Annotated in this window: 18 protein-coding genes and 1 tRNA gene; 8 read left to right on the top strand and 11 right to left on the bottom strand. The window is 69.2% G+C overall.

All coding sequences use genetic code 11. The annotated features are described in order from the left end of the window. Positions 1–4 precede the first annotated feature (4 nt). Positions 5–568, bottom strand: coding sequence for a TetR/AcrR family transcriptional regulator (locus tag ACZ6DL_RS33870; protein ID WP_466057307.1), 564 nt, complete (start codon positions 566–568; stop codon positions 5–7). 84 nt (positions 569–652) lie between these two features. On the opposite strand from ACZ6DL_RS33870, the gene ACZ6DL_RS33865 reads away from it, so the two are divergent. Both ACZ6DL_RS33865 and ACZ6DL_RS33860 read left to right on the top strand, forming a co-directional pair. Further along, positions 653–1075, top strand: a complete 423-nt coding sequence (locus tag ACZ6DL_RS33865) for a nuclear transport factor 2 family protein (protein WP_466057305.1) — start codon at positions 653–655, stop codon at positions 1073–1075. A 125-nt stretch (positions 1076–1200) separates the two neighbouring features. Beyond that, positions 1201–2124, top strand: a complete 924-nt coding sequence (locus ACZ6DL_RS33860; RefSeq protein WP_357043574.1) for an aminotransferase class IV — start codon at positions 1201–1203, stop codon at positions 2122–2124. Positions 2125–2137: 13 nt separating this feature from the next. Here the strand turns inward: ACZ6DL_RS33860 and ACZ6DL_RS33855 are convergent, their stop codons facing one another. Together ACZ6DL_RS33855 and ACZ6DL_RS33850 are read right to left on the bottom strand one after the other, a co-directional pair. Continuing rightward, positions 2138–3487: a serine hydrolase domain-containing protein gene (locus ACZ6DL_RS33855; protein ID WP_466057302.1), complete on the bottom strand. Its 1350-nt coding sequence runs from the start codon at positions 3485–3487 to the stop codon at positions 2138–2140. Between the two features lie 244 nt (positions 3488–3731). After that, positions 3732–4973 (bottom strand): APC family permease, encoded by a 1242-nt coding sequence (locus ACZ6DL_RS33850; protein WP_466057300.1) that lies wholly within the window; start codon positions 4971–4973, stop codon positions 3732–3734. A gap of 574 nt (positions 4974–5547) precedes the next feature. Between ACZ6DL_RS33850 and ACZ6DL_RS33845 the strand changes: the two genes are divergently transcribed. The 3 genes from ACZ6DL_RS33845 to bla all read left to right on the top strand — a co-directional run bounded on the left by ACZ6DL_RS33845 (position 5548) and on the right by bla (position 8527). Next, complete coding sequence (locus ACZ6DL_RS33845) at positions 5548–5973, top strand: Fur family transcriptional regulator (RefSeq protein ID WP_466057298.1); 426 nt, start codon at positions 5548–5550, stop codon at positions 5971–5973. A gap of 63 nt (positions 5974–6036) precedes the next feature. Beyond that, complete coding sequence (locus tag ACZ6DL_RS33840; protein ID WP_466057296.1) at positions 6037–7509, top strand: catalase; 1473 nt, start codon at positions 6037–6039, stop codon at positions 7507–7509. A 103-nt stretch (positions 7510–7612) separates the two neighbouring features. Then, the gene (gene bla / locus ACZ6DL_RS33835; protein WP_466057294.1) at positions 7613–8527 is read left to right on the top strand and encodes a class A beta-lactamase; all 915 of its coding nucleotides are present in this window, start codon (positions 7613–7615) and stop codon (positions 8525–8527) included. A gap of 125 nt (positions 8528–8652) precedes the next feature. Here the strand turns inward: bla and ACZ6DL_RS33830 are convergent, their stop codons facing one another. After that, entirely contained in the window at positions 8653–8790 is a 138-nt protein-coding gene (locus tag ACZ6DL_RS33830) for a hypothetical protein (RefSeq protein WP_466057292.1), read from the bottom strand. Between the two features lie 419 nt (positions 8791–9209). Between ACZ6DL_RS33830 and ACZ6DL_RS33825 the strand changes: the two genes are divergently transcribed. Together ACZ6DL_RS33825 and ACZ6DL_RS33820 are read left to right on the top strand one after the other, a co-directional pair. Continuing rightward, positions 9210–10436, top strand: a complete 1227-nt coding sequence (locus ACZ6DL_RS33825) for a cytochrome P450 (protein WP_466057290.1) — start codon at positions 9210–9212, stop codon at positions 10434–10436. A gap of 42 nt (positions 10437–10478) precedes the next feature. Further along, entirely contained in the window at positions 10479–11069 is a 591-nt protein-coding gene (locus ACZ6DL_RS33820; protein ID WP_466057288.1) for a TetR/AcrR family transcriptional regulator, read from the top strand. 66 nt (positions 11070–11135) lie between these two features. Here the strand turns inward: ACZ6DL_RS33820 and ACZ6DL_RS33815 are convergent, their stop codons facing one another. The 4 genes from ACZ6DL_RS33815 to ACZ6DL_RS33800 all read right to left on the bottom strand — a co-directional run bounded on the left by ACZ6DL_RS33815 (position 11136) and on the right by ACZ6DL_RS33800 (position 18582). After that, complete coding sequence (locus tag ACZ6DL_RS33815; RefSeq protein ID WP_466057286.1) at positions 11136–12365, bottom strand: FAD-dependent monooxygenase; 1230 nt, start codon at positions 12363–12365, stop codon at positions 11136–11138. Positions 12366–12525: 160 nt separating this feature from the next. Then, positions 12526–14253, bottom strand: a complete 1728-nt coding sequence (gene atzF / locus ACZ6DL_RS33810; RefSeq protein ID WP_466057284.1) for an allophanate hydrolase — start codon at positions 14251–14253, stop codon at positions 12526–12528. Beyond that, entirely contained in the window at positions 14254–17802 is a 3549-nt protein-coding gene (uca, locus tag ACZ6DL_RS33805) for an urea carboxylase (RefSeq protein ID WP_466057408.1), read from the bottom strand. 72 nt (positions 17803–17874) lie between these two features. After that, positions 17875–18582 carry a GntR family transcriptional regulator gene (locus ACZ6DL_RS33800; RefSeq protein ID WP_466057282.1) on the bottom strand — a complete coding sequence of 236 codons (708 nt, stop codon included), beginning with the start codon at positions 18580–18582 and terminating at the stop codon, positions 17875–17877. A 204-nt stretch (positions 18583–18786) separates the two neighbouring features. On the opposite strand from ACZ6DL_RS33800, the gene ACZ6DL_RS33795 reads away from it, so the two are divergent. Further along, positions 18787–19245: a hypothetical protein gene (locus ACZ6DL_RS33795; RefSeq protein WP_466057280.1), complete on the top strand. Its 459-nt coding sequence runs from the start codon at positions 18787–18789 to the stop codon at positions 19243–19245. A 43-nt stretch (positions 19246–19288) separates the two neighbouring features. Here the strand turns inward: ACZ6DL_RS33795 and ACZ6DL_RS33790 are convergent, their stop codons facing one another. From ACZ6DL_RS33790 to ACZ6DL_RS33780, 3 genes are all read right to left on the bottom strand, one after another. Next, complete coding sequence (locus tag ACZ6DL_RS33790; protein WP_466057278.1) at positions 19289–20011, bottom strand: SDR family NAD(P)-dependent oxidoreductase; 723 nt, start codon at positions 20009–20011, stop codon at positions 19289–19291. A 478-nt stretch (positions 20012–20489) separates the two neighbouring features. Beyond that, positions 20490–20563, bottom strand: a tRNA-Pro gene (locus ACZ6DL_RS33785). A 60-nt stretch (positions 20564–20623) separates the two neighbouring features. After that, a complete protein-coding gene (locus tag ACZ6DL_RS33780) occupies positions 20624–21991 on the bottom strand; it encodes a DUF8017 domain-containing protein (protein ID WP_466057276.1) in 1368 nt (455 codons plus the stop codon). Positions 21992–22069 lie beyond the last annotated feature (78 nt).

Here is a 22069-nt window from a genome sequence, read left to right as displayed (position 1 = left end):
CCGATCAGCGGGCGCGCAGTCCGTCGAAGACGACGGCGAAGGCGCGGTCGCGCTGCGCGGGCGTGGCCGTGCTGCCGTGGGTGGCGAGGAACGCGCCCTTGACCAGGCGCATCAGGTCATCGACATCGATGTCGGTACGTACGCCGCCCGCCTCCTGCGCGCGGGTGAGCAGCGTGCCGATCACCGTGTTCAGTTCGTGCACCGGCCGCAGATACGCCGGGGCATCCGCGCCGCCCACCGCATCGGCGAGATCGCGTTTGACGCTGCCCTCCGCCACGAGCCGGGCCAGGAAGTCGAAGAACGCGGGCACCGGGTCGGCGGCGTCGGCCAGTTCCCGGGCCGAGGCGATGATCCGGTCGACTCGATCCACGATCGCCGCCTCGAACAGCGCCTCCTTGGTCGGAAAGTGCCGGTAGACGGTGCCCGCGCCGACACCGGCCCGCCGCGCGATCTCGTCCAGCGGCACCGCGAGCCCCTCCGCCGCGAACGCTTCTTGCGCGGCTGCCAGCACCCGCTCGCGGTTGCGGCGGGCGTCGGCGCGCAGCGGTCGGCGCTCGGGCTCGGTCATGAGGGACGAGTTTACTGTTGACAAGCGGGGCGATCGTTCCGGATGATAAGCGGGTCGTTCGTTCCGCTTATTCGGAGGTGTGTGATGACTCTCGACTCGTCCGTCGAAAGCCCGCGTGAGCTGGTCGAGCGGCTGTTCGGTGAGCTACGCTCCCGCGACGCGGCGGCGTTCGTCGCGCGGTTCGCGCCCGACGCCATCTTCGAGATTCCGTTCACCGTTCCCGGGCTCCCGGCCCGCTTGGAAGGCCGCGAGGCGATTCGCGAGCACTTGGCGCAGCGGTGGTCGGGACTTTCCGGAATCGAAGTGCACGCCATCCATCCCCAGGTCTACGAGACCACCGACCCCGAGGTGCTGCTCGTGGAGAACGAGGTCGACATGACCGTCCCTGGATCCGGCCGCGCTCGAGTTCGCACGTCCGTCAACGTCGTCCATGTCCGCGACGGCGAGGTCGTGCTCTTCCGCGACTACATGGACACCACCCGCTTCGCCCGCTCCGCGAACCGGTGAATGAGGCGTTGGCTCCGAACGTCGCTCTTGCGGGACCCTGCAGTTGTCGGATGAGTGCGACTGACCTCGGTCTGCCCGCCGAAAAGGCCTCGCTCGGCGCACGGCGCGGCTGTTAGCCTGCGCCGATGGCGAACCCTCATCCTCATGTGTATCTCGGCGACCGGATCGTCGCGGCCGATGCCGCCACGGTGGGCGTCGCATCGTCGGCGGTGTTGTACGGACTCAGCGTCTACACCGTTTTCCCGGTGCATGTGGATGGAGCAGCGCGTACGGCATTCCGCCTGGACGACCATTTCCGCCGGCTCGAGGAGTCCTGCAAGATCATCGGAATCGATCGGTTCGCGGCGGAGTGGGATTTCGAGCGGTTCCGTGCGACCGTCGTGGAACTGATCGCGGTGAACGCTCCGCGCGAGGACGTTTTCGTCCGGGCGACGGTGCATGTGGTCGAGTCCATTCCGGGCACCCGGGTGCGGGGCTGCGCGATTCAGGTCAGCATGTTCGTCTACGACGCGGTGCCCATCGTCCCGCAGGACGGCATGCGCCTGAAGTCGAGTCCGTGGCGGCGCATTCCGGACAACGCGATTCCCTCCCGCGCGAAAGTCAACGGGGCGTATGTGAATTCCGTGCTTGCCAAGCAGGACGCGATCGACAGCGGTTACGACGACTGTGTCTTCCTCGATGGCAACGGGCACGTCTGCGAACTCAGCGCGGCCAATATCTTCCTGGTCCGCAACGGCACACTGATCACCCCCGATGTCTCCTGCGACATCCTCGACGGCATCAACCGCAGGACCGTACTCACCTTGGCGGCCGAGGACGGCATTCCGGTGGTCGAACGCACCGTCGATCTCACCGAGTTGTACATCGCCGATGAGGTTTTCGTGACCGGAACGTCGGCAGGCGCTGCGCCGGTCGTCGAGGTGGACGGCCGCGTCGTGGCGAACGGCGTGCCCGGTCCGATCTCCCAGGGGCTGCGCAAACGCCACTACGCGGCACTGCGTACCGACAACGTGCACGGCTGGGTCACGGATTTGTCCGCGGCCCGGTAGTCCACCGCGCCGCTCAGCGGATGCCCGGGGTGCGCGGGTCGGGTCCGAGACAGACCAGGATGGCGCACCCCGGAGGGGTGTCCGCGAACGGCGGGTCCAGCGAGTGATTCATGCAAGCGAAGACATTGCAGCCCGGATAGGCGGCGGGACCGAGCCCGAACACTGCGATCAGGATGTCCGTGTCGACGAAGCGGCGGGGGTCCAGCCGCAGCGGCGGCTCGACGTACGGCCCGGGGTCGGGCACCGGCCGGTCGTCGAACGCGTCGAACACCTTACGGAAGAACTCGTAGGGCAGTTCCTGGGTGTTTTGTACGACGCCCGACACGCCCTGGCTGCTGACGTTTCCGAAGACGCCGGTCCACACCACCGTGAGATCGAGGCTCGGAATGACGAAAACGTTCTGCAAGCCGAGCCCGGCCATCGCGTACACGTCACCGGGCAGGAAGTCGGCGATCTCGGCGCAACCGCTGCCGAGCCAGAACAGGTAGCCGTAGCACGCGTTCGTGGGCGACGGCGTGCGTGCCATGGTCAAGTAGTCGGTGGAGACGATCCGCTGCGCGCCCCAGCGCCCGTCGTTGCCGACCAGCAGGCCGAGTTTCGCGAAGTCGTTCGGTGGGATCATCAGGTGCGCGTAGCCGTAGGTGTGCCCGGAGCGGTCGCGCGCCCAGTAGTAATCGCTGCGGAGAATGCCGAGCGGATCGAACAACTCGCGCTGCGCGAACCGTTGCAGAGGCTCGCCGACGGCCAGCTCCAGCACGTAGGCCAGCAGGTCGACATTGCGCTGACTGTAGGTGAAGACGGTGCCCGGCGGATTGTCCAGCGGCACGCCGAGCGCTTGCACCGCGCTGTCCGGATCGACCGGGATCACACCGGTGACGCCCTCGGTCAGCACGCCGACCCGCATGCCCGAGGTCTCGGTGAGCAGGTTCTCGACGGTGATCGACCGGTGCGCCGCATCGCCGAGCCCCGCGGGCAGATAGCGGTCGATCGGTGCTCGGAGATCGAGTTTTCCTTGGTCCCAGGCGATTCCGGCGAGCAAGGAGACGACGCTCTTCGTCGAACTCCAGATGTTCCAGGCCACGTTGCCGGTCTGGTCGTTCGTCGGTCCCTCGCCGATGAGGCAGTTGTGCCGGAACACCTGCACGTTGAACCGGTTTCGACCGGACGCGAAGGTCAGTGCGTCCTGGAGTTTCACGGAATCCAGACCGACCTGTTCCGGCGCCGCCCGCTCCAGATCGCGTCCCGAGCTGACCGCGCACCGCACCTGCTCGCCGGGCGCGGCCACGGCGCTTGCGGCGAACACATTGCACGCCACCAGCGAAACTGCCGCGATTCCCGCCAGGAATCCACCGAAACGCCCCATACGAAAGAGGCTAGCGCCCTTTCGCCTGATCACACGGGCAACAGGCGGGAACTGGACGTCCGATATCCGCGCGGGTCGGGCCGGACTACGGAGCCTCGTCGTTGAAACTCGATCGGCGGACACCCTTATCGCATATCCGCTGCGCAAAGGGGCGAGCGTGCCGAGCGATCGGGGACGCGCGGGCGCTATCGGCCTGCGGAGCACGTGCGGTCTCAGCCGGGGTCTGTGCCGCGACGGCCGGGCGTCATCGGCGGGAGCGCCTGGCCAGGCCATACAACGCGGTGCCGAGTGCCAGCGCACCGAGCCCGGCGAGCACGGAGCCGAGGGGCAGGGAGAACCCGACGACGACGCAGCCCACCGCGCCGACCACGGGGACCCACCAGGGCGGGCGGTTCTCCTCGGTGGTCAGGGTGGCGGCGGAGATGTTGGCGATCAAGTAGTAGAAGAGCACGGTGAACGAGGAGAATCCGATGGCCGCGCGCAGATCGAACAGCGCGGCGACCACGGCGACCATCGCGCCGACCACCAGTTCCGCGCGGTGCGGCACCCCGAACCGCGGATGCACGGCGGCCAGCGCGCCCGGCAGATAACGGTCCCGCGCCATGGCGAGCACCGTGCGTGACACGCCGAGGATCAACGCGAGCAGTGATCCGGTCGCCGCGAGTACCGCGCCGATCCGCACCACCGGAGCGGCCGCGGGGACGCCTGCCGCATCGACCACTCGCGCCAGTGGATCGGTGGCCTGGGCCAGTCCGGCGGAGCCGAGCACGCTCAGCGCCGCGACCGCCACCAGCGCGTAGACCACGAGGGTGAGTCCGAGCGCGATCATGACGGCTCGGGGAATGGTGCGTCGCGGTTCGCGTACCTCCTCGCCGAGCGTGGCGATGCGGGCGTACCCCGCGAACGCGAAGAACAGCAACCCCGCCGCCGTGAGCACCTCGCGCGGGCCGATCCGGTCGGGCAAGGCGGTTGCCGCCGAGTGCGTTCCCGCCAGCCCGATCACGATGACGATGGCCAGCACCGCGAGCACCACCGCGACGAGCACCCGGGTCACGAACGCCGACTTCTGCACCCCGGTGTAGTTGACGGCGGTGATCGCCACCACCGCCCCCACCGCCACGGCATGCGCCTGCTGGGGCCAGGCGTAGCTACCGACGGTCAGCGCCATCGCCGCACACGAGGCGGACTTGCCCGCGACGAATCCCCACCCCGCGAGATATCCCCAGAACGGCCCGAGCCGCTCCCGCCCGTAGACATACGTTCCACCGGACACGGGATACCGCGCCGCGAGCCGTGCCGACGACGTCGCATTGCAGTACGCCAGCACCGCCGCCACCGCGAGCGCCACCGGCAACCAACTCCCTGCCGAAGCAGCCGCGGGCGCCAGCGCCGCGAATATCCCCGCCCCCACCATCGCCCCCAACCCGATGACCACCGAATCGGTTAGTCCGAGCCTGCGGTGCAAGGTCCCGTCCTGCGACGCCATGAAGGGCATCCTCCCGCATCGCCCCCGCCGCCGCAGAGCGAGTACGACTCGGTGAAGAACTCCGTCGGTGGCACATGGCTGCGGCGAAACGCGAGAAGCCTCCCGCTCAGGTGCGACTCGACCGATGTGGTCGGAAATGACAACGCCGCCGGATTCGCGAGGAATCCGGCGGCGCCGCGAGCTCGGACACCATATCGGTGTCACAACCGTCGACGTCCCACAAGCGCCTCTCGGCGGGTGGTCGCTCGTAGCGACAAAAGGGGTGCGGCCCGGGGCTGTCCGGACGCCGGCGGTGGGTGTCGACGTCCCACAAGCGCCTCTCGGCGGGTGGTCGCTCGTAGCGACAAAAGGGGTGCGGCCCGGGGCTGTCCGGACGCCGACAGGGGGTTCAACCACCGGCTCCCGCAAGCTATTCCGGGGCAGATTTGTGACGTCGGCCACTTCGGGGCGGTCGTGTTCGAGGTCGTGCTCGGCGAGTCGCGGCTGGTAGACGCGGTCTTCGGGCCGAAAACCTTTCTTGAATGGTTCCAGATTATTTTCTTGACTTATTCCAGAAAAGAGCCAGAATCGAAGCATGCACACCAACGGCGCCGACCCACGTGAGTGGCTGCGAGCAGCGGGTTTGCGGGTCACCGCCCCGCGGATCGCGGTGCTTGACGCGGTTGCCGCGCGGCCGCATTCGGATGCCGACACGGTGGCCGCCACCGTCCGGGACGCGCTGGGCTCGGTGTCCACGCAGGCTGTCTACGACGTCTTGCGCGCTTGCGTGCGCGCCGGGATCCTGCGGCGGATCGAGCCCGCGGGCTCGTCCGCGCGATACGAGACCCGGATCGGTGACAACCACCACCATCTGGTGTGCCGAAGCTGCGGTGCGGTCGCGGATGTCGACTGCGCCGTGGGCGAAGCCCCATGTCTGGCCCCTTCGGAGGCTCACGGATTCGTGGTCGATGAAGCCGAGGTCGTCTTCTGGGGGCTGTGCCCGACCTGCCGTTCCGAGTAGCGGTCCGCCCCTTGCCACCCTGGGTAGCACTCCCGGGACGATGTTCACCAGCCGAGGAGTCCGATGACCAAGCCGACCACCACGAACACCGGTATCCCGGTAGAGAGCGACGACGAATCGCTCACCGCGGGCGCGCAAGGCCCGATCCTGCTGCACGACCACTACCTCATCGAGAAGCTCGCCCAGTTCAACCGGGAACGGGTGCCGGAACGCATCGTGCACGCCAAAGGCGCCGGTGCTTACGGCGAACTGGTCGTGACCAACGACGTCAGCAGGTACACCAAGGCGAAACTGTTCCAGCCCGGCGCACGCACGGAGTCGCTGGCGCGATTCTCCACCGTGGCCGGTGAACAGGGCAGCCCGGATACCTGGCGTGACCCGCGCGGATTCGCGGTGAAGTTCTACACCGAGGACGGCAACTACGACCTCGTCGGCAACAACACGCCCATCTTCTTCATCAAGGACCCGATCAAGTTCCCCGACTTCATCCGGTCGCAGAAGCGCCTGCCCGGCAACGGTCTTCGCGATCACAACATGCAGTGGGATTTCTGGACCCTGCGCCCGGAGAGCGCGCACCAGGTGACCTGGCTGATGGGCGATCGCGGCATCCCGAAGACCTACCGGCACATGAACGGCTACGGATCGCACACCTATCAGTGGATCAATGCCGCGGGCGAGCGCTTCTGGGTCAAGTACCACTTCAAGACCGATCAGGGCGTCGAATACCTGCCCCAGGCCGACGCCGACCGGATCGCGGGCGAGGACGCCGATTACCACCGCAAGGACCTGTGGGAGGCGATCGAGCGCGGCGACTTCCCGAGCTGGACGGTGTACGTGCAGGTCATGCCGGTCGCGGAGGCGGAAGGCTACCGGTTCAACCCGTTCGACCTGACCAAGGTGTGGTCGCACAAGGACTACCCCTTGCTCGAGGTCGGCAAGTGGACGCTGAACCGCAACCCGCGCAACTACTTCGTCGATATCGAGCAGGCCGCGTTCGAGCCGTCGAATGTGGTTCCCGGCATCGGCTTCTCGCCGGACAAGATGCTGCTCGGCCGCGTCTTCGCCTACGCGGACGCGCACCGCTACCGCATCGGCACGAACTACGCGCAGTTGCCGCCGAACCAGGCCAGGGCGGCGGAGGTGAACTCCTACTCCAAGGAGGGCGCCATGCGGTACCACTACAACGAGCCGAATGTGCCGGTGTACGCGCCGAATTCGTTCGGTGGGCCGCACGCCGCCCCGGAACGGGCGCCCGACGGCGGCATCTGGGACTTCGACCCGGCCATCGTGCGGGCAGGCTACCTCCGGCACGCCGAGGACGGTGACTTCACCCAGGCGGGCACCCTGGTCCGCGAGGTGCTCGACGACGCGCAACGCGAGCGGCTGGTGCGCAACATCGTCGGCCACGTGCTCGGCGGTGTGCGGGAACCGGTGCTCGGCCGGGTTTTCGAGTACTGGAAGAACGTGGACGCCGACCTCGGCAAGCGGGTCGAGGAGGGCGTGCGCGCCGGGCTCGACGACAGCTCGCAGGGCTGAGCGCCCGCATCGAAGGCAGGTGTGCGTCATCGCGCGCACCTGCCTTCGGCGTGTCCGGCCGATCCTGTTTGCCCGGTAGGTGCCCGGGTGCCAGAGTGATGGCATGTCTCGGCTGACACGCGGCCACCGGGTGGCGCTCGCCGCCGCATTGGCCCTGCTGGCCGGATGCGGTACGGGAACGGATGCGGCGCAGCCGGGTTCGATCACATCCAGCGTCCGAGTGAGTCCCGCCGCGAGCACGAGCGTGGCGGACCTGGAGGCTCGTTACGGCGCGCAGATCGGGCTGTTCGCGGTGGACACCGGCACCGGCAGGACGGTGACCCACCGCGCCGACGAGCGTTTCCCGTTCCTGTCCACCTTCAAGGCGCTCGCGGCGGCCGCCCTGCTGCGCTCGCATCCGCTCGACACGGGATATTTCGATCGAGTGATCCGGTTCAACGAAGCGGAGCTGGTCGAGCACTCGCCGGTGACCAGTGCGGGAGTGGTCGACGGGATGACCCTGGCGCGAGTGGCCGAGGCCGCGATCACCCGGAGCGACAACACCGCGGGCAACCTGTTGCTGCGCGAGATCGGCGGGCCTGAGGGGCTCACGGCATTCCTTCGCACGCTCGGCGATCCGGCGAGCAGGCTCGACCGCTGGGAAACGGAACTCAACACCGCGATCCCCGGTGACGAGCGGGACACCACCACGCCCGCCGCGCTGGCGGCGGACTACCGCGCTTCGGCGCTGGGCGGCGCGCTCGGCGCGCCCGAACGCGATCAGCTGGTGGCCTGGCTGAAGGCGAACACCACCGGCGGCGAACGCATCCGCGCGGGGTTGCCCGCGAACTGGGTGACCGGCGACAAGACGGGTACCGGCTCCTACGGCTCGGCCAACGACGTCGCGATCGTCTGGCCGGAGGGTGGCCGGGCGCCGATCGTGATCGCGATCATGAGCCGCAAGTCCGACGCGGACGCCGAGGCGAACAACGACTTGCTGGTGGAAGTGACGAAGGTAGCCGTAGAACGTCTACGGTGACCCACGGCGCCCGCCTCATCGAACCGATCGGCGTCGCAGGCTGCGCGCTTCCGTCGCCGCGGTGCGCCGGACCTAGCGGGGACTGTAGTGGACCTGGCCGGGTTCGGGCGGCCAGGTTCGTACACCTACAGCAGGCCCCACCAGTACAGCAGGCTGGCCAGAATCCAGACCACCACGGTTTCCATCGTCGCTCCCAATCGTTCGGCGCACTCGTCACCATCATCCCGCGATCCGGGTCCGCGCGGTAGGAGCTTGCCGGGCACCGCTTGGTAAAGGTGCGCTCACCTGCGGTTTCGATCTTGCAAGGTGTTCTTAAGTGCGTGCCAAGCGCCGGCCTGCATTGTTTGTCTCGCGGGAGGAACAAGCCCAGCACCGAAGGTGCGAACCGGGGAACGACCTGTCTCGAGGGGTGACAGGCCGGACCTCGGGGGTGGTGTCCGCCGGGCCGGTCTACGAGGGGTGGCCGGCCCGGTGGACGCGGATGCGGAGCGGACGCTCGCACCGGCTCTTCCTGGAGCTGACCGGCAACGACACGGTGGGTTGCCGCTGCCGAAGGTAACCGATGAGTGCGCGGCACCGGGTCCGCGGCGGGAAGGTGCGGCTGGGCTGGTCGCGACGGTGATCGGCCCGCCTTCTGGAACCTGTTCTAGACAGATGTGCGATTCTGTCTTACGGTCGATACATGGTGAACGTTGCGTATCGGTCGGCCCCGGTGTTCGAACTCCGTTCCGGCCCCACTTGGGCATCGCCTTGGGAGATGTACGGGGCGCTGCGTGAGCACGATCCGGTGCAGCACGTCGTACCGGCATCGCGCCCGGAGAACGACTACTACGTGCTCACCCGGCACGAGCACGTGTACGCGGCGGCACGCGACAGCGAAACGTATTCCTCTCGCGACGGGCTGACGGTGGAATACGGCGAACTCGACGAACTCGGCCTGACCGACAACCCCCCGCTCGTGATGCAGGACCCGCCGCAGCACACCGACTTCCGCAAACTGGTCGCTCGCGGGTTCACCCCGCGTCAGGTCGGGGAAGTCGAGCCGGTGGTCCGCCGGTTCGTGCGCGACCGGCTCGACCACCTCGGGGCACAGGGCGGCGGTGACATCGTCGAGCAGCTGTTCAAGCCGCTGCCGAGCATGGTGGTGGCGTACTACCTCGGGGTGCCCGAACAGGACCGGGCGAGGTTCGACGGGTGGACCGACGCCGTCGTCGCGGGCAGCATCGACCGGACGAACACCAAGGCGCAGGCGGCGTCGGCGGAGATGATGGGTTACTTCGCCGGGCTGATCGAACGCAGGCGCTCCGATCCCGGCGACGACACGGTGTCACTGCTGGTCCAGGCGGGAATGGCGGCCGACGACACGGACGTGCGCGGGCTGATCCAAATCCTCGCCTACGCCTGGACCATGGTCGCGGGCGGCAACGACACCACCACGGGCCTGCTCGGCGGCGCCGTGCAACTGCTGCAACAGCACCCGGACCAGCGCGCCGCGCTCGCCGCGGAGCCGGACCGGATTCGCGTCGCGATCGAGGAGTTCGCCCGGCTCACCTCGCCGGTGCAAGGGTTGGCGCGAACCGCGACGCGCGATGTCGAACTGGCCGGGAAAACGGTGCGAGCGGGGCGGAAAGTACTGCTGGTGTTCGGGTCCGCCAACCGCGACGAGCGGGCGTTCGGCGCGGACGCCGCCGAACTGGACATCGACCGGAACCCGCAGCGCATCCTCACCTTCGGGCACGGGCCGCACCACTGTCTCGGTGCGGCGGCGGCGCGGATGCAGGCCAGGGTCGCGCTCGAGGAGCTGCTCGATCGGTTCCCCGAGTACGTGGTCGACATCGACGCGGTCGAGTACGCGAGCGGTCCGTACGTTCGCAGGCCGACTACTGTGCCGTTCCGGTGCAGGGGCTGAGCGGCGAGGTGGCGCGACCCGGACCGTAGGAGAGGACACGGCATGAGTGGCGATTGGCTGGCCGACGGCCGCACCGAGCTGGCTGGTGAGCGCATTCTCGACGCGGTGCGCGCGCTGTTCATCGACAAGGGCGTCAGCGGGGTCGGCATGGCCGAAGTCGCCGACGCCGCAGGCTGTTCCAGGGCGACGCTGTATCGCTACTTCGAGAATCGGCAGGCGCTGTATGTGGCCTTCGCGGGGCGGGAGGCGCGGCAGCTGATCGAGCGAGTCTGGCGCGACCGCGCGGTGCCCGCGAGCGCGGAGCCGGGGGAGCAGTTGCTCGACACGTTGACCGCGCTGCTCGCCGAGGTACGGAAAACGCCGCATCTGGCGGTCTGGTTCGAACCGTCCAACGCGGGCATCGTTGCCCAGCTGGCGAATTCGGCGGGGGTGGTGGACGCGCTGGCCACGAACTTCGTCGCCGGATTCCGCCCCGGGCTGCCGGCCATCGCCGCCGAGCGCGTCGGTCGGTGGGTGGTGCGTGCGATGGTGTCGTTGCTGACGCTGCCCGGTGCGGGGGAAGACGAGGAACGGGCGATGCTGCGCGACTTCGTGCTGCCGTTCCTGCTCGACGACCGGACGGTGATCGCCTGATCCGGCACGTCGTCGACCGGAGCCGCGCGGGACTCCGGTCGAAGCGCGATCCCGCCGCGCGTGGGCTCAGACCGTCGCGGTCGAGTAGTCGGGCAGGTCGTAGCTCTCGGTCTTGCTCAACATCCGCATCATCACCGGGCGCATCGCCTTCGACATCATCAGCTTGCTGAGGGCGTGGCCCGCGCGAATGCCGAAGCGAGACTTGGGCGTCATGGCGTTCAGGCCGCCCGGCTGCAACTGCTGGGCCGTCTTCACGAAGGGGCGCAGCACTTCCTGGTAGCGGGCCAGGCCCCGGCCGGGGTTGTCGGCGTGCGCGGCCAGCTCACCGGCGAGGACGTACGCGCCCACCAGCGCCATCGCGGTTCCCTGGCCGGTGAGCGGTGAACCGCAGTAGCCCGCGTCGCCGAGCAGGACCACTCGGCCCTCGACCCAGCTCGGCATGTCGATCCGGGCCAGCTCGTCGAAGTAGAAGTCCGGCGCCTCGGACACGGCCGCCGCGATGCGAGCCGATTCCCAGCCGCCGCCGGCCAGGCGGTCGCGGATGAACTGCTGCTGTGCGGCGACATCCCGGCGCAGCGCGGGATCGGCGGCCGCGCGGATCACGACGAGCGCCTTGCAGGTGGCCGGGTCGGCGTCGGGGCGCATGCCCAGCCCGGTGGCGCCAACCAGCGAATGCATCGTGAACCAGTGCGGCTCCAGGTCTTCCGGGCGCGGCAGCGTGAAGAACGACATGTATCCGCCCAGGTACGTCGCGAACTGTTCCTCGGGGCCGAAGACCATCCGGCGGGTGGCGGAGTGCAGCCCGTCGGCGCCGATCACGATGTCGAACCGCTCGGTCGCGCCGGAGGCGAACGTGGCGTCGACGCCCGCGTCGTCCTGCCGGATCTCGGTGATCCACTCGCCGTACCGGTAATCGACGCCGCTCTCCGCGGCGAGCAGGTCGAGCAGCACCTGGTTGAGATCCCCCCGGGTGATCTCGATTTCGGCGACCGCGCCCTTGCCGTCGAAGAGTTCGGCGGACATGCGGAGGATCTCGCGGCCCGCGTCGTCGACGTACTTCATGCCCCGCTCGTCGAGCTGGTAGTCGCGGATGCCCGGCATCATGCCCATCCGCTCGGCCACCTCGCGACTGGGCCCGCGCAGGTCGACGGCCTGCCCGCCGGGCCGAGGCGCCGCGGCGCGCTCCACGACGGTGGCCCGGATGCCGGACCGGAGCAGTTGCAGCGCAACGGCATTGCCGCCGATGCCGCCGCCGGCGACGAGCACGCGGAGCTGGCTTACGGATTTGGCGCTCATGATTTTCCTCGACTCCCACTGGATTGACCAAATGTCTTAGACATATGTCTAACACAGACTGACACAACTGTCTAGCACAAATGTCTAACCACTGGACAGAGCGATGGCCCATGGCGGCGAGGAGCCCTCGCGGCCATGGGCCAGCGGTGAAAAGCGCGACCTAGGAACGACGTTGGAGGTAGGTGCGCCAGCTCGCCAGATGGGTGATGTCGCTAGCGGCGCTCGCGGCATCGTAGGTGCAGGTGAAACCGACGACCTCGCGGCCGTCGGCGAGTTCGATGCTGGTCAGGGCCATGGGAGCGGGAAGCTCGGCGAGGAACGCACCCAATCCGGCGGCGGAGACGCGGAACAGTTCTCCCTCGATCGGGGCGCCGCGGCCCGGTCCGTGCCGCACCAGTCCCGGCTTGGGCGGCGTGGTGTCGAGAGCGGTCAGCCGGTAGGCGTCGGTGGTCCGGATCTCGCCGAGAAAGCGGGCGCCGAGTTGCTCGAGCTGGAAGTGCAGCGGCTGCCCACGCAGGTGTGCTCCGAAGACGGCAAGGTCGACACCGCGATCGACCAGCAGCGGCGAGCTCTTCGAACCGAGCAGGCGGGCGGCGAGGTCGACGGCCACCTGATCGGCGAAGGCGAGGGTGACCAGCATGACTCCGAACGGCGCGCCGTCGGCGGTGGACGCGCCGGGGACGGCGACGGCGGCCATGTCCAGCAGATTGCAGAAATTGGTGTATGTGCCCATCCGCCGGTTGATTCCGATCGGATCGGCTCGCACCGCCGCGATGCTGGGGTGTTCGGTGGTCGTCGGCAGCAGCAGTGCGTCGAAGCCGTGCAGCAGTCCGGCGGCCGTCGCCTTCGCCCGGGCCAGCCGCTCGAGATCGGCGGCGAACGCCGTGCCGGTCTTCTCCCGCGCCGCGCCGATGATCGCGGTGACCGTGGGGTCGGCGCCCGCGGGAGCGGTGTCCAGGAACGCGCCCACCGCGGCATAACGCTCGGCGACGAGCGCACCGTCGTAGAGCAAGAGCGCGGCGTCGATCAGGACGGAGATGTCGATTTCCTCGGTCTTCGCGCCGATATCGGCGACGTCGGCGACGGTGCGGGCGAACGCTTCCCGATACGGCTCGCCGAGGGCGGTCAGGTCCTCCGGGCGCGGCACGGCGATGCGCGGCGCGAGCGGGGCGGCCAGCCGGACGTCGGCGGGCCAGGTCCGGCTGCGCGGGTCGCGCGGCTCGGGGCCCGCCATCACCGCGGCCGCGGACACCGCCGAGTCGAGGTCGGCGGCGAAGACCGTGACGGCGTCGTAATCGGCGCAGGCGGGCACGGTCCCATGCGCCGGGATCACCCCCAAGGTGGGCTTGATGCCGACGATCCCGTGCAGTGCCGCGGGCACGCGGCCGGACCCGGCTGTGTCGGTGCCGATGCCGATATCCGCGATGCCGAGTGCCACCGCGGCGGCGGAACCGGAACTGGAGCCGCCCGCCACCAGCTCCGGATAACGGGCGTTGCGCACCGCGCCGTACGGGCTGCGCGTCCCGACCAGCCCGGTCGCGAACTGATCCAGGTTCGTCTTTCCCAGCACCAGCGCCCCGGCCGCGAGCAAGCGCTCGATCGCCGCCGCGGTCACCTCCGGCAGGTAGGCGAACTCCGGGCAGGCCGCGGTGGTCGGCAGGCCCGCCACATCGATGTTGTCCTTCACCGCCACCAGAACTCCGGCCAGCGGCAAGGACTCTCCGGCGGCGAGCCGCCGCGCGAGGGTGGCCGCTTCGGCGGCGACCTCGGATTCCGGTCGCAGGGTGATCCACACCTCCGGCCGATCGACCTCGGCGATCCGCCGATAGGCGGCCGCGACGCGTTCGACGGGGTCGGCCGCCGTATTGCCTAGGACGCCTGCGGGCATTCAGTCGACTCCGATCACTACCAGTGGCGTGCCCGGCTCCACCTTGGCGCCGGGTGTGGTCAGTACCTTCAGCACGGTGCCCGCGCTCGGGCTGTGCACGGGTAATTCGAGTTTCATCGCCTCCAGGACGGCCACCGGCGCACCGGCCGCGACCTGCTGACCCGGTTCGACTTCCACTCGCCAGACATTGCCGATCATCGGTGCCGCCACCACGGTCGCGTCGGCGGGCAGCCCGGCGAGCGGGTCGTCGATCGGCGCGGCGACGGGCGCGACGGCGCTGCGCTCGAATTCGCCCGCCGCGCGCCACGCCTCCTTCTCCGCCTCGAACGCGGCGGCCTGCCCGGCCTCGAACTCGGCGATGGCGTCGGCCTCGGTGCGCAACAGGCGCAGGTGGTCGGCGAGCGCGAAACTGCCCTCGCTCACCTCGGCGTCGAATCTGCCCGCCTCGGCCGCGCGGCGGTACTCGAGCAACTGTTGCGCGCCGACCGGTTCCCACACGATGCGATCGAAGAACCGGAACAGCCAGGGCGTCCCCGGTTCGAACGGCGCGGACTGCCGGTAGCTGGACCAGATCGGCACGGTGCGGCCGATCAGTTGATAGCCGCCCGGGGAGGCCATTCCGTAGACGCACAGGTACTTGCCGCCGATGCCGACGGCATCCGACGGGGTCCAGGTGCGCGCCGGGTTGTATTTGGTGGTGACCAGGCGGTGCCGCGGATCCAGCGGAACCGCCAGCGGCGCACCGAGGTATACGTCCCCGAGTCCGAGCACCAGATACTCGGCGTCGAAGACGGTGGTGCGTACATCGTCCACGTCGGCGAGCCCGTTGATACGGCGGATGAACTCGATGTTCGACGGCAGCCATGGCGCGGTGTCGCGCACACCGCTGCGGTAACGGTCGATGGCTTCGGCGATGGACGGGTCGTCGAACGACAGCGGTAACCGGATGGTGCGGCTCGGCACCACCAGGTCGGTCGTGGCGGGCAGCTCGAGTTCGAGTTCGGTCAACGTGCCGAGCAGCCGATACAGCGGCAGCACCGCGGGGTCGAAGTGGATGTGCAGGGACCGGACGCCGGGCGTCACGTCGAGAATGCCGGGCAGCCGGACGCCCGCGAGGCTTTCGGCCAGCGCGTGCACCCGCATGCGCAGCCCGAGATCGAGCACCATCTCGCCGTATTCGACCAGGACGTTGTCGTCCCCGGCGCGCAGGTAACGCACCCGCGGACGGTCCCCCGCCGCCTCGAGTCCGCCGAGAACACCGCGATCACGCAGGGCCGCGGCAGCATCGGGGATCAGCTCCGGCACGCGACCGCCACCGGACGAACGCAACGCGGCCGCCTTGTCGTCGTCGACCGGCACGAACCGCACCGAGTCGCCGGGACGCAACTGTCCCATCCGCCAGCGATGCGCGGACACCACCGTCAGCGGACAGGCGAATCCGCCGAGGCTCGGGCCGTCGGGCCCGAGCAGGATGGGCGTGTCACCGGAGACGTTCAGCGCGCCCACGCTGTAGGGGTTGTCGTGCAGGTTGGACGGGTGCAGCCCGGCCTCGCCGCCATCGGTGCGCGACCAGGCCGGTTTCGGGCCCTCCAAGCGGATGCCGGTGCGATTGGCGTGGCTGCCGACCCGCCACGGGTGCGTGCAGAACTGGATCATGTCGGCGTCGGTGAAGTACGCGGAGGTCTGCGGGCCGACGCCTACCGCGAGCTGCCACTCGTGGGTGAAACCGGGCCGCTCATCCGGCGGCACCGCGGCGGGTGGGCCGAGTGCGCTCGCGTCGGCCGGGGCGATGCCGAGCACGTCGCCGGTGGTTACGGCGCTACCGGTCACCCCGCCGAATCCGCCGAGGGTGAAGGTGGCCGCGCTGCCGTGATAGAGCGGCGCGTCGATGCCGCCGCGCACCGCCAGATAGGTGCGCAGGCCGGTGTCGGTGGGTGCGCCGATGTCCAGCACCGCGCCCGCGGCCACCGTGACGGGCTCCCACATGGACACCGAGTGGCCGTCCACCGTCACCGGAGCAGGCGCACCGGTCACGCACACGACGGTGATATCGGAGAAGCGCAATCGCGGGCCCTCCAGGGTGCATTCGAGCGCGGGGGCCCCGGCCGGGTTGCCGACCGCGGTGTTGGCGAGGGTGAAGGAGAGGTCGTCCATCGGGCCGGACGGCGGAATGCCGACGTTCCACAGGCCGATCCGACCGGGGTGGTCCTGCACCGTGGTCATGGTCCCGCCGCGCAGTACGTCGATGCGTCGGCCGGCCGGCCGGATCTCGGCCAGCGTTGTGGTGGTGTGCTCGGTGCGCAGGACCCGGCCTTCGGCCGTGGCCTGGCGCAGCTGCGGCAGGTTCGTCTGCACGCCGTAGATCCGCGTGGCGGCGAGCGCGGTGCGCAGTGCGGCGAAGGCGTCCGCTCGGGTCTCGCCCGCGCTGATCACCTTCGCCAGCAACGGGTCGTAATACGGGCTGACCTCCGAACCGGTATCGACCCACGTGTCCACCCGTACGTCGTCCGGGAAGCACGCGGCCGTGATCAGGCCCGCGCTGGGGCGGTAATCGTGGCCGGGATCTTCCGCGTAGACGCGGGCCTCCACCGCGTGACCGATGATCGCAGGACCGCTCTCGGGCAGTTCGTCCACCATCGAGGTGTCCCCGCCGGCCAGGCGCAGCATCCACTCCACCAGATCGACGCCGGTGACCGCCTCGGTGACCGGATGTTCCACCTGCAAGCGGGTGTTCATCTCCAGGAACGACGCGGCGCCGTTGTCGGCGTCGTAGACGAATTCCACCGTCCCGGCCGAGCGGTACCCGACCGAGCGGGCGAGTTCCCGGGACGCGGCGAGCAGGCGCTCCGACAGTCGCGCGGTGAGTCCCGGCGCGGGCGCCTCCTCGATCACCTTCTGGTTGCGGCGTTGCAGCGAGCAGTCCCTGGTGCCGAGGCTGACGACGCGGCCGTGGCCGTCACCGAACAACTGCACTTCGACGTGCCTGGCCCGCGCGACGAAACGTTCCAGGAAGACCCCCGCCGAACCGAAGTTCGCCGCCGCGATGCGCTGCACGCGCTCGTAGGCCGCGCGCACCTCGTCCGGGCCGAAGCAAGCCTGCATGCCGATGCCGCCACCGCCGCCGACCGCCTTGAGCATCACGGGAAAGCCGATCCGCTCCGCCTCCGCCACCGCGTGATCGGCCGCTTCGAGCAGGCCACTGCCCGGAATGAGCGGTACGCCGACCGCACGCGCCGCCGTACGGGCGGTGTGCTTGTCGCCGAAGACGCGCAGCTGCTCGGCAGTGGGGCCGACGAACGCGATGCCCGCCTCCTCCACCACGGTGGCGAACTCCGCGTTCTCCGAGAGGAATCCGTAGCCGGGATGAATGGCCCCGGCCCCGGTCGCCAGCGCCGCGTCGACCACCAGGTCGGCGCGCAAGTAGGACTCCGCGGCCGGGCCCGGACCCAGACGAACGGCGACGTCGGCCATCTCGACGTGCGCCGCGCCGATATCCGCGTCGGAGTACACCGCGACCGTCTTCAGCCCGAGTGCCCGGGCGGTACGCATGATGCGGCACGCGATCTCGCCGCGGTTCGCGACGAGCACCGCATCGAATTCCAGTCCCACTATCGCTCCCCGCTAATCCGTGGCCAGCGACATCGCCGCGATCGCGCGGGTGACCCGTTCGAGCACCACGTCCAGCGATTCACCGATGTGCGTGTGCAACAGCCGATACGCGAGCGGGAGATCGTCCGCCAGCACGGCGTCGAGGATGCCCAGATGCTCGGCGATGGTGGTCTCGATCCGGTTGTTGACCATGAAGTCGTACATGCGCACGTGGCGGATGCGGGAATTCACCGCTTTGAGCGCCCGCACCAACTCGGTGTTGCCCGCCGCGGTGAGCAGCGTGACGTGGAATTCCTCGTCGCGCACCACGAAACCGGGCTCCTGTTCCGGAGGGTCGGCGCGCAGTTCCAGCCAGGCGGCGCGCTCGGATTCCAGCAGCTCACGGTCGTGCGCGACCGCGGGGTTGGTCATCGCGCGCTGAAGACCGCCCAGTTCCAGGGTGATTCGCAACTCGTACAGGTCCCGGATCAGCGGGATGCTCGGCCGGACCGGACTGAAGCCGTATTCTTCGCGTTGCAGCAGTCCGTCCGAGCACAGGACGGTCAGCGCTTCGCGGATCGGAGTGCGCGAAATGCCGAATCGCGCGGAGAGTTTCGGCTCGGTCAGACGTTCGCCGAACTTGATGTCTCCGTTCATGAGCTCGCTGCGCAGTGCCGCGTACACCACGTCGCGTAGGGATTTGCCCGCCGCGTCCGCCAAGGTCGCTATCCGTGTCGACATGGCTGTATACGCTATTGACCTCGCATGTCGATGGGGTGTCCGTAAGTTATCGCCGCGTTAGCGTCTGCTCACCGCGCCGCGCGGGGGGATGTGTCCGGACGACCGGCCGGTGGCGGCCCGGCGAAACGGAATCCCGTCCCCGGCCGACAGACTCAGCAGAGTCATCGGGCCGGTTGTCCATCAGCGAAGCAACAAGGAGACGATATGAAGCGCAGCACGAAGTTCGCCGGAGCACTCGCCGCGGTGGCGGCGGCGCCGATCCTCGCGGCCGGTAACGCCCAAGCGGACCCGGGCACGGTCTACTTTTCGGTGGGCAGCATGAACTGCGCGATTTTCGCGAACGGCTCGCTCGGATGCGATCTCGCCTCCCCCATGTATATGAGCTACTACATCGGCGACACGTATGTGCCGGTGCCGGTGCCGGTGAACGAAATAGCGATCGACCAGCCTTGGCTGCCCGCGCATCCCACCTTCGACCCGGGCACGCCGTATACCCTGCCGGGTGGCAATCCCCGCATCGACGACGTGAAGACCGGCTCGGGACCGTGGGGTCCGATCATCGAACACGCCGGTGCGTCGTGCCAGGTCGGTTTCCACGGCAGCTTCACCTGCCAGGCGCTTGGCCGGGGGTTCAGTACCTACGGCAGCACGATCGTCGCGTGATCGTGCGGCGGCGCGCCCGCGGACGAGGGGGTGCGCCGCCGGGCTACCGGCCGCCGGTGCCCTTGAGCCGGATCACTTGCGCGTTCACCGTGCTCGCCGCGTCACCGGCCAGATAGGCGACCACCGCGCCCGGCTCGGCCGGCTCGAGCGCGGCGAGGGCGGTCTCGAGTTCCACGTTGTCGGTGGTGCCGACGCCGTAGCTGACCGTGTTGACGGTGATCCGCCGCGGCACGAAGTCCGGGGCCACCGCCTGGCCGAGCTGCTCGACCGCGCCGCGCGTCGCGTCGTGCACCGCGCTGCCCGGGTCGGCGGGATCGCAGACGGTGATGATCCGGCCCTCGTCGGCCAAATGCTGCAAGGCCAGCTGCAGGCCGTGGAACACGCCCTTCACCGTCGCCGCGAAAGCGCTGTCGAACGCCTCCGAGCTGAGCTTCGGGAACGGCTCGGACTCCGGTACCGCCGCGGTGTTGACCAGCACGTGCCAGCCGCCACATTCGTCGAGCAGCGCCTGCACCAGTTCCTCGTACTCGCCGCGATCGGCGATGTCCGCCGCCAGTGCCAGCGCCGAGCCGCCTGCCTCGGTGATCTCCTTCACCACCTCCGCGGCGGGCTCGGGAAAGTGCGGATGGTGCACCACGACCTGTGCACCCTGCGCGGCAAGCGTTTTCGCGATCGACCGGCCGATTCCGGTGTAGGCCGCCGTAACCAGGGCGGTCTTCCCGGACAGCGGTTTGTCCGCGGGCACGCTATCGACGGGCTTGCTCATCTGCCCACCTTTCGTCGATTGCGGAAATAAGGCTCCAGCGATGATATTCCCGCATACCAGCCGTCCAACCTACGACGGACCGCCGACCGTCATCGTGTCGGGTTCGTCGGCAATGGCGGGCGGCGCAATGCCCGCGGGACGGGCAGCCCCAAGTTCGGTCGCGCGCAGGCGTGCATAGTGCCGAGCCTACGCATCCGGATCGGGCCACTTCACGAAAGCTGCTGGTGCACTGACGCATTCGGGCCAATGCGGATAGCTGTGCGGCGGTGAACGGGTCGTCGGCCATTACGGGCGTCGGATCGACGCGGTGTCGGCGCAGGTAGGAGGGTCGTCACGGCGAACCCCATGCGGTCGCGGCCTGCGTTCGACCCTGCTTTCGCTGCCCTCCGGTATCGGCGTCGCCACCGCTGTCCTCGATAACGAGGAAGGCCCCCGACCGTGAACCGGTCAGGGGCCTTCCCGTCGTCTCAACCACGAGTCGGGGTGACAGGATTTGAACCTGCGACCTCTTCGTCCCGAACGAAGCGCGCTACCAAGCTGCGCCACACCCCGTGAAGTGGACCTGGAGTAGCTTACAACAGGGCGGCCCGAGACGTTAAACCGGCAGGTCAGTCAGCCTGCGAGGGGACGGATGCTGGTGAAGATGCGCTTGGCGGTGTCGGCGTCGAGTGCGTGCGGGACGCCGGTGTCGGCGGCGATCACCATGACGAAGTTCCCGTTGTCGTTGGGGAACGCCGCGGTGTACACGGAGTACGCCTTCGCGCAGCCGGGCTTGGCGTCGGTGACGGTGCCCTTGGTCTCCACGAACATGCCGTGCTGCGAGCCGTCCAGCGAAGCCAGCGGCATGGGCAGAGCGGGTGTGCCGCCGGGCGTCGCCTTATAGGCGAGTGTGGCGGTCTTGACGCCGAGTTCGGTGGCTGCCTTTCCCGGGTCGGAGGTCCCCGAGCCGGTGAGGAAAGCGACGGTGCGGGTCGATCCGGGGCAGTAGCCCTTGCCCTCGCTGGCCAGGCCTTTACCCGCGACGGCGTTCGGGGGCTCGCCGAAGCCGCCGATGGTGCCTTGCGGCGCGATCGTCCAGTCGCCGGGCACGTCGTATGCGGCGCCGCTGTCGGGTGCTTTGACGACCTGGTATCCGGGGATCACCGGTGTCTTGTCACCGGAGCCCCGCGCGGTCGTCGTGGGGGCCGCTTTGGTCGTGGTCCGGGCAGGCGCGTCCACCGTCGTGGTGGTGAGGGCGTTCACCATCGAAGGAGCGGTGTCCCGAGCGGAGTCATCGTCCGTCTTCATCGTGCTCAGGGCTACTACCCCGGCCACGAGACCGGCCACCAGCAGCACCGCCAGGCCGGCGGACAGCACGAGCTTTCCTCGGCCGCTCCCCTTCGGAGGGTTCGGTGGTGGTCCTCCGAATCCGCCTTGCGGGCCGTAGCCGGGCTGATACCGGCCATCCGGCGGGGTGCCGTACTGCACCGGGCCGCCTGCGGGTTGCCACTGCGAAGCCTGGACCGGCTGACCGAACGGATCGGCGCCCGGATAGCCGAGCTGGGGCGGCGCCTGGCCACCGGGGCCCGGCATCCGGTTGCCGAAGGGGGCGGGCTGGTCGAGTGCGCCGAGCGGCTGTCCGAGCATCGTCGGATCGTTGCGCCCGTGGACGAGATCCGGCGAGGTCTGCGGGGGCCACTGGTCGGAGGGCGTCTGCCCGAGGGATGGGGCGGACCTGGTGGGATCGTCGCGGCCCGGGGTCCCCGGCCGTCGGCTGACCCACTCGGCGAGCACGGTCGGCTCGGCCGGTGTGGGCGGGTGCGAGCCCGAGTCGCCGTCCGACAGCCGAGATGTCGGTGGGTCGCTCTGGCCGCCGGGTTGCCATTGGAGGGTCGGGGCGGGCTCTCGGTTCGGCTGCCACTGCGTGGCGGGGTCGGCCTGCCCCGGATTCAGCGGCTCGCCGCCGTCACCTGTCGCGGCTCCCGGTTGCCACGGGGACATCTGGGCGGGCCCGTTCGAGGTCGGCTGCTCCGGTGCGCCCCGCTGCCAAGGTGTGACAGGCGGGCGTGCGGGTTCGTC

The sequence above is a fragment of the Nocardia sp. NPDC041819 genome, from assembly GCF_055590505.1.
Note: the sequence above shows the minus strand (reverse complement) of the source record. Positions and strands in the feature narration are given on the sequence as shown.